The sequence below is a fragment of the Geobacillus sp. ZGt-1 genome (assembly GCF_001026865.1).
Lineage (GTDB): Bacteria > Bacillota > Bacilli > Bacillales > Anoxybacillaceae > Geobacillus > Geobacillus thermoleovorans.
The window spans coordinates 333,168-340,499 of sequence record NZ_LDPD01000013.1; the positions used below are offsets into that span (position 1 = coordinate 333,168).

At 53.3% G+C, this 7,332-nt stretch carries 8 protein-coding genes and 2 pseudogenes; 5 read left to right on the forward strand and 5 right to left on the reverse strand.

Annotated elements, in window-relative coordinates; all coding sequences use genetic code 11:
* Positions 1 to 210: 210 nt before the first annotated feature.
* Positions 211 to 645 carry a DUF2621 domain-containing protein gene (locus VU18_RS05865; protein ID WP_011230841.1) on the reverse strand — a complete coding sequence of 145 codons (435 nt, stop codon included), beginning with the start codon at positions 643 to 645 and terminating at the stop codon, positions 211 to 213.
* A 271-nt stretch (positions 646 to 916) separates the two neighbouring features.
* On the opposite strand from VU18_RS05865, the gene VU18_RS05870 reads away from it, so the two are divergent.
* Positions 917 to 1,591, forward strand: a complete 675-nt coding sequence (locus VU18_RS05870; RefSeq protein ID WP_173426829.1) for a cell wall hydrolase — start codon at positions 917 to 919, stop codon at positions 1,589 to 1,591.
* Positions 1,592 to 1,633: 42 nt separating this feature from the next.
* Positions 1,634 to 1,768: pseudogene (locus VU18_RS05875) on the forward strand (PTS lactose/cellobiose transporter subunit IIA); the annotation flags it as partial.
* A 210-nt stretch (positions 1,769 to 1,978) separates the two neighbouring features.
* On the opposite strand, the gene VU18_RS05880 reads toward VU18_RS05875, so the two are convergent.
* Complete coding sequence (locus VU18_RS05880; RefSeq protein ID WP_011230843.1) at positions 1,979 to 2,125, reverse strand: small acid-soluble spore protein P; 147 nt, start codon at positions 2,123 to 2,125, stop codon at positions 1,979 to 1,981.
* Positions 2,126 to 2,250: 125 nt separating this feature from the next.
* On the opposite strand from VU18_RS05880, the gene VU18_RS05885 reads away from it, so the two are divergent.
* On the forward strand, positions 2,251 to 2,511 hold the full coding sequence (locus VU18_RS05885) for a hypothetical protein (protein WP_011230844.1): 261 nt from the start codon (positions 2,251 to 2,253) through the stop codon (positions 2,509 to 2,511).
* A 70-nt stretch (positions 2,512 to 2,581) separates the two neighbouring features.
* On the opposite strand, the gene sspO is transcribed toward VU18_RS05885, so the two are convergent.
* Positions 2,582 to 2,731, reverse strand: coding sequence for a small acid-soluble spore protein O (gene sspO / locus VU18_RS05890; RefSeq protein ID WP_008879509.1), 150 nt, complete (start codon positions 2,729 to 2,731; stop codon positions 2,582 to 2,584).
* 248 nt (positions 2,732 to 2,979) lie between these two features.
* On the opposite strand from sspO, the gene acnA reads away from it, so the two are divergent.
* Positions 2,980 to 5,700: an aconitate hydratase AcnA gene (gene acnA / locus VU18_RS05895; RefSeq protein ID WP_014195516.1), complete on the forward strand. Its 2,721-nt coding sequence runs from the start codon at positions 2,980 to 2,982 to the stop codon at positions 5,698 to 5,700.
* A 37-nt stretch (positions 5,701 to 5,737) separates the two neighbouring features.
* Here the strand turns inward: acnA and sspL are convergent, their stop codons facing one another.
* The gene (sspL, locus tag VU18_RS05900; RefSeq protein WP_011230846.1) at positions 5,738 to 5,875 is read right to left on the reverse strand and encodes a small, acid-soluble spore protein L; all 138 of its coding nucleotides are present in this window, start codon (positions 5,873 to 5,875) and stop codon (positions 5,738 to 5,740) included.
* Between the two features lie 102 nt (positions 5,876 to 5,977).
* The gene (locus VU18_RS05905; protein WP_011230848.1) at positions 5,978 to 6,904 is read right to left on the reverse strand and encodes a DMT family transporter; all 927 of its coding nucleotides are present in this window, start codon (positions 6,902 to 6,904) and stop codon (positions 5,978 to 5,980) included.
* Between the two features lie 232 nt (positions 6,905 to 7,136).
* Here VU18_RS05905 and VU18_RS05910 point away from each other — a divergent pair.
* A pseudogene (locus tag VU18_RS05910) lies at positions 7,137 to 7,332 on the forward strand (hypothetical protein); the annotation flags it as partial.

Genomic DNA, 7,332 nt, shown 5'->3' on the forward strand with positions numbered 1-7,332 from the left:
AAACCGCCAGTGCTGACATAAAGAGCTGTCCCGCTGATGGACAGCTCCCTTTTTTGTTGCGCCAAGCCGCTTCACTTCGCTTCCCTGGAATTGTCCCGCAGACGGAGCTGAAGTCGTCGGTCCCGGCCTAAAAAGCTGCTTGTTTGGGCCGCTTTTTCCATGCTGAAACAGACGAAAGCCGCCGGTCAGCCTTAGACGAAAGGCGGAACGTCAGCGGCTTTCCAATAAATGTTTATAAGGGGCGAGATCGATGTTCTTCGCCTGCAATGTCCGGATCAAAAACTTATGGTCGCGCTTGGGGGTTGCGATGATATAGCCGCGGATCAGCAAGTCGCGTGTGATGCGCGGCGCCTGTTCCTTGAGCGCAAGCTCGCCGATTTTGCCGGCGATCTTTTGCCGCGCGACGTCGCGGAACAATTCCGGCACAGGGCGAACCAATTCCTCAAGCAGCGCTTTTTCTTCTTCCCCCCATAGATGACGCGTCTGTTCAATGTAATATTCCTGCCAGTCGAGCTCCGATTTCCCATCTTCTTTCGGCAGCCGCTTCAAAAACTTGCGGAACATGAAAAAGCCGCCGATCGACATCATGACAAGCAAAAAGACGACCCAAAGCAAAATAAACCAAAGAAACCATCCGGTCAGCACGATCCCCACCCCAACATGATGATCAACTGTTTTTGCCATAGGCAAGATTCGTCTACTATTATGTCGAAAAGCTTGCTGTTTGGCAAGTTTCAAACAGCGGCTTGTTACGAAGCGTAACGCAACTGTAATGCAACTGTAAAAAAGCTTGTCCCACCTTACAGCGCCAATGGATTGAAAGCCGCCGGCCGCTTTGTATGGAAAAGATATACAGTGACGTTCCCTTCTTTGCCTGCTAATCTAGTAAACAAAGAAAAAAAGCCAAAAGGCAACGATGAGGGGGATGCGCAGAGTGAAAGTGAAAAAGACGATTGCAGCGCTCACGATCATTTGCTGTATGGCGTTAAGCTCTCATGGGCTGTCGGCGGAAGCGGCTGGCTCGTATACATACTATCAAGTGAAAAAAGGGGATACGTTGTCGAAGATCGCCAAACAATATCATACTACGGTTGCCTCGTTAAAGTTGTTAAACGGGTTAAAAAGCGATGTGATTTATGCCGGCGAAAAGATAAAAGTGCCGGCTGCGGCGAAGCGATCGGCTTCGGCGCCGGCAAAGAAGAAATCGATCTCATTAAGCGCCGCCGACCGGAAGCTGCTCGCCCAGCTTGTGCAAGCGGAGACCGGTTCGAGCGAGCCGTTTGCCGGCAAGGTGGAAGTGGCGCTTGTGATTTTAAACCGCACAAAGCATCCGGAGTTTCCAAAGACGGTGCGCGGCGTCATTTATCAAAAAACGAAATCCGGCTATGCGTTTGTGCCAGCCAAAACGGGGAAATTGACCCGCATTCAGCCGACCAAGCAAGATTACGAGGCGGTCGACAAGGCGCTAGCCTTATTCCCAAACGATCGCCGCGGCTCGCTTTATTTCTACAATCCGAAAATCACAAAAGACAAATGGATGTTGTCGCGTCCGGTGACGATTCGCATCGGGCACCATGTCTTCGCGAGATGAACGGGGTCGAATAAGGCCTCGTTCTTTTGTTTTGTGCATAGCGGCGGGCAGCCGGTGGTGACGCTTCTGATGGTGCATGCCCAAGATCATTTAATGACGGCGATCACGGTCAAGGATTTAGCCGCTGAATTCGTGGAGCTGTATGAAGCGCTCAAGCGGCAAACAACCGAATCATAATTGTCGTCGGCCGGCTTGTTGACCGGGTGAGGATGATTCGCTTCAACGGGAATGAACCCAAGGCGGGCGGCAACGGGCTGTTCTAGCGACCGCCCGCTTTGTTGATTTTACAATAATTTTATTATGTGAACATAAGGGCGCCAGCCGTTCAGCCCTCCCGGCTGCCGCCGGTCTCGGCTGAACGGAGAAGGAAAACTCCGCTTGTTTGCGTCACATATCGTGGCTTGTGTTGTGCTTTTGCCGCGTGTGATTGCGGTTCTTCACTTTTTTCGAACCGTCAAGCGGCTCCGGCTGCCCAGGATTGTCGCCTTTTGGGGCGTTTTTGCGCATATCTTTGCCGTCGTTTTTGTTCGTCATTTGTTGTCCCTCCTTTGTCCGTTAGCATGCGGCGTTGTGCTTTCGCTTATTCGGCGCATAATTTGCGCCCGGTTTGAAACGATAAGTAGTGAACGACCGCAATGACTGCGAAGGAGGGACGAGCCATGGTTTACCATAAAACGAAGCAAGAGGCGTTTCAAGCAGCGCAAAAGGCGACGATGGAAGCGAAAGAATGGCACGATCACTTGGTGCGTGATCAAGCCGACTACGGCCACCAGCTGGCCCATCTTCGGCAAGAAGTAAACGAGGCGTTCGCCCAAATTGAAAACGCGCTCGAAGTTGCCTCGGAAACGCAGCGCGTGCAGCTCGAAAAATTCCGCAGCGATTTGCAGGCGATCGTTGACGAAGTCAATGAAAACGAGTAAGGGAATGCCGGCGGCGGACATTCCCTTTTTTCATGCTATGGCAGTCCGGGATGGCGGAATGGCCGCCACGCTATTGGTTCTTTTTTCGTTTTTTGTTGTTTTGCCGCTGCGCTTCGGTCAACGGTTCGTTGGAAAATTCTTCATTGTAGCCGGCGCCCATCCCTTGCGCTTTTGCAGCGTTCATGCCAGGGATCACGTGGTTTGCTTTTCGCTTTGCCATTCGTTTCACCTCCGCTTCTAGTTTGCGACGAAACGGGCGCCTTATTCCTCTTTTGCCGCGGTAAGGAAGTAATATGGCGAGACATTGGAAATCATTATTTACAACTTGTGCTGTTCTATAATAAGATAAAGTCGTGCCGAACTTTATGGGGATTGGGAGAATTCATGCTATTTTTTCGACTTTTGTGCGAAAAAATAGTATAGTATTATTATGAAGTGAAGGATTATGAAGTGAAGGGGGTTATACATATGGCGAAACAAGATGTGTTCAACACCCGCTCTTCATTCGAAGTCAACGGTAAAAAATACAATTATTACCGTTTGCAAGCGCTTGAAGAAGCGGGCATCGGCCAGGTGAGCCGCCTGCCGTACTCGATCAAAGTATTGCTTGAATCGGTGCTCCGCCAAGTCGACGGCCGCGTCATCACGAAAGAGCACGTCGAAAACTTGGCGAAATGGGGAACGCCGGAAATGAAAGACATCGACGTGCCGTTTAAGCCGTCGCGCGTCATTTTGCAAGACTTCACCGGCGTGCCGGTTGTCGTCGATCTGGCTTCGATGCGCAAAGCGATGGCCGATTTGGGAGGCGATCCGTACGAAATCAACCCGGAAATTCCGGTCGATCTCGTCATCGACCACTCGGTGCAAGTCGACCGCTACGGGTCAGACGATGCGCTGGAGTACAACATGGATTTGGAATTCAAACGGAACGCCGAACGGTACAAGTTTTTGAAATGGGCGCAAAAAGCGTTTAACAACTATCGTGCCGTTCCGCCGGCAACGGGGATCGTCCACCAAGTGAACTTGGAATATTTGGCAAGCGTCGTTCACGCGGTCGAAGGGGAGAACGGCGAGTACGAAGCGTTCCCGGATACGCTTGTCGGCACGGACTCGCATACGACGATGATCAACGGCCTCGGCGTCCTCGGTTGGGGAGTCGGCGGCATTGAAGCGGAAGCCGGCATGCTCGGCCAGCCGTCGTACTTCCCGGTGCCGGAAGTCATCGGCGTCCGCCTGACAGGCAAGCTGCCGGACGGAGCGACGGCCACGGACTTGGCGCTTAAGGTGACGCAAGTGCTCCGGAAAAAAGGCGTCGTCGGCAAATTCGTTGAATTTTTCGGACCAGGAGTAGCGACTTTGCCGCTTGCCGACCGGGCGACGATTGCCAACATGGCGCCGGAATACGGGGCAACGTGCGGCTTCTTCCCGGTCGACGCTGAAGCGCTTGACTATTTGCGCTTGACCGGCCGCGACGAACATCACGTTCAAGTCGTCGAAGCGTATTGCAAAGCGAACGGTTTGTTCTACACGCCGGATGCACCGGAGCCGGTGTTTACGGATGTGGTGGAAATCAACTTGTCGGAAATTGAAACGAACTTGTCTGGCCCGAAACGGCCGCAAGACTTGATCCCGCTCTCGAAAATGAAACAGTCGTTCCGCGACGCGGTGAAAGCGCCGCAAGGCAACCAAGGCTTTGGCTTGACGGAAGCGGACTTGGAGCGGGAAATTACGGTCGAGCTGAACGGCGAACAAGTGAAATTAAAAACGGGCGCTGTCGTCATCGCGGCGATCACAAGCTGTACGAACACGTCGAACCCGTACGTGCTTGTCGCCGCTGGTTTAGTGGCGAAAAAAGCGGTCGAAAAAGGCTTGCAAGTGCCGAAATACGTGAAAACGTCGCTCGCGCCGGGCTCGAAAGTCGTCACCGGCTACTTGCGTGACTCGGGGCTGCTTCCGTATCTGGAACAGCTCGGTTTCAACATTGTCGGCTACGGCTGCACGACATGCATCGGCAACTCAGGTCCGCTTGCGCCGGAGCTCGAAAAAGCGCTCGCGGAAAGCGATCTGCTCGTGACAAGCGTCCTGTCCGGCAACCGGAACTTTGAAGGCCGCATCCACCCGCTTGTCAAAGGCAACTATTTGGCATCGCCGCCGCTTGTTGTCGCCTATGCGCTCGCCGGCACGGTCGACATTGACTTGCTTAACGAGCCGATTGGCAAAGACAAAGACGGCAACGACGTCTATTTCCGCGACATTTGGCCGTCGATGGAAGAAGTGAAGAATGTCGTCAAGCAAGCGGTCGATCCGGAACTGTTCCGCAAAGAATATGAGCGCGTGTTCGACGGCAATCCGCGCTGGAACGCCATCGAAACAACGGATGAGCCGCTGTACCAATGGGATGAAAACTCGACGTACATTCAAAATCCGCCGTTCTTTGAAGGCTTGTCGCCGGAAGTGCGCAAAGTTGAACCTCTCACCGGCTTGCGCGTCGTCGGCAAGTTCGGTGATTCGGTCACGACTGACCATATTTCGCCAGCTGGGTCGATCGGCAAAAACACGCCGGCAGGCCAATATTTGATCTCGAAAGGCGTCGAGCCGAAAGATTTCAACTCGTACGGTTCGCGGCGCGGCAACCATGAAGTGATGATGCGCGGCACGTTCGCCAACATCCGCATCCGCAACCAAATCGCGCCGGGCACGGAAGGCGGCTATACGACGTACTGGCCGACCGGCGAAGTGATGTCGATGTACGATGCGTGCATGAGATACAAACAAGACGGCACTGGGCTTGTCGTCATCGCCGGCAAAGACTACGGCATGGGCAGCTCGCGCGACTGGGCGGCGAAAGGGACGTTCTTGCTCGGCATTAAAACGGTCATCGCCGAAAGCTTTGAGCGCATCCACCGCTCGAACCTCGTTTTGATGGGCGTCCTGCCGCTGCAATTTAAAGAAGGCGAAAATGCGGAGACGCTCGGCTTGACGGGTAAAGAAGTGTTCGACATTCACATCGATGAAAACGTCAAACCGCGCGATCTCGTCAAAGTGACGGCGACGAACCCGGATACGGGTGAGAAGAAAGAATTTGAGGTCATCGTCCGCTTTGACAGCGAAGTCGAAATCGACTACTATCGCCACGGCGGCATTTTGCAAATGGTGTTGCGCGAAAAATTGGCGAAAGTGAAACAATAACGACAAAAAGCAGGCTCCCATATCGGGAAGCCTGCTTTTATTTTGTGTTGAGCTTTTTCGCTGCGTTCTCAAGCTTGCTTTTTGGATCCGGGGTGAACGTTCCGTCTTGGCCAAAGCCTTGCGGGTTGACGCCCGGCGCCTTCGTGCCGCGGTTTCGGCCGCCGTTTTTGGTCATTGCTCTCACCTCCGCTCTTTACGGATAGTATGGCCACCCTTGGTCAAAATATAAGCAAAGGAGGAAAGCTTCACTGTTTTTCGCTAAGAGCAATCGTTGCGGCTACGATGGGATGTTCCGCTTTTCCCGCCACCGTCTGCCCCAGAGGCGCATGCTTGGCAGTTCGGCGAAAATCATGCCGGCCAAAATCGCAGCGCCGCCAAGCCAGGCCGATGGCGACAGCCGCTCTCCAGCCCAAAGGTAGGCGGTCAAAGCGGCGAACACCGGCTCCATGGCGAAAATCAGCGCGACATGGGCGGGAGTCGTATATTTTTGCACCGCCGTTTGGATGAGAAACGCCGCGGTCGTCGCCAACAACGATGTCACAGCGAGCGCCCCCCATACTTCCGGACGGCGGAGCACCGCCATATTCCACATTTGCGCGGCGTCTTCAAACCAAAAGGCAAAGAAGAAACAGAGGATGCCGACGGTAAAAATTTGCACCATTGTCAACAGCATCGTCGAATACTGAGAGGAATAGCGGCCGGTGACGATAATGTGCATGGCAAAGGAAACAGCACAAAGAAAGACAAAGAAATCGCCCTGATTGAACGACAGCTCCGCTCCCCCTGTCAGCCAATACAGGCCGAACGCGGCAAGTGCCGCTCCAACGACCGCATTCACAGACGGTTTTTGCTTTAAAATCAAAAAGGAAAACAATGGAACGAGCACAACGCTCAGTCCGGTAATAAAGCCGGCTTTCGAGGAAGTGGTATACAACAGTCCGATCGTTTGGAATGCGTAGCCGCAAAACAGCCATAGCCCCATCCACGCCCCAGCGCCGATGACTCGCCATGACAACTGGCCGAAGAGTGGGCGGGAAGCGGCAGCGATCCAAGCGAGAAGCAACAAGCCGGCCAAACTGAAGCGAACGGCGTTAAACGACAACGGCTCCAAAAACGAAATGGCATTTTGGACGACGACGAACGTCGCCCCCCAGACGAACGTCACCATTAGCAGACTCAGATCGGCTATGGTTTGACGCTTCAATTCGAATCCTCCCTCTTCATATGCTTGCGCCCCATCTCATTTTGGGTGCTAGCCGCTAGTGTACCACAAGTAGGCCGAAAAAGATAGATATTTTGGAAAAAAGATGGGCGCCTGCGGCAAAATGGTTGATACAAGAAGAAATTGCGCATAATATTAGGTAATGAACAAGGGCGCAAGTGTGGTAAAATAAAAACCAGCTCCGATCATCGCCACGCGGAAGGGTGACAATGCGTTGGACGTACAAATCCACTGGACGTATATCACGCCGAAAAAACAAGAGGCGTTTCTTGTCTCCGATTGGGTCGATGCCAAAAAGGCGCTCGCTTTGGCGGATGATTTTGAAAAAACCGGGCGGACGAAAACAGTGGAGTTCGTCGATCGAAACGGCACGGTGTGGTCAAAAAAAGAGCTGCAAAAGCTGCTTGAGG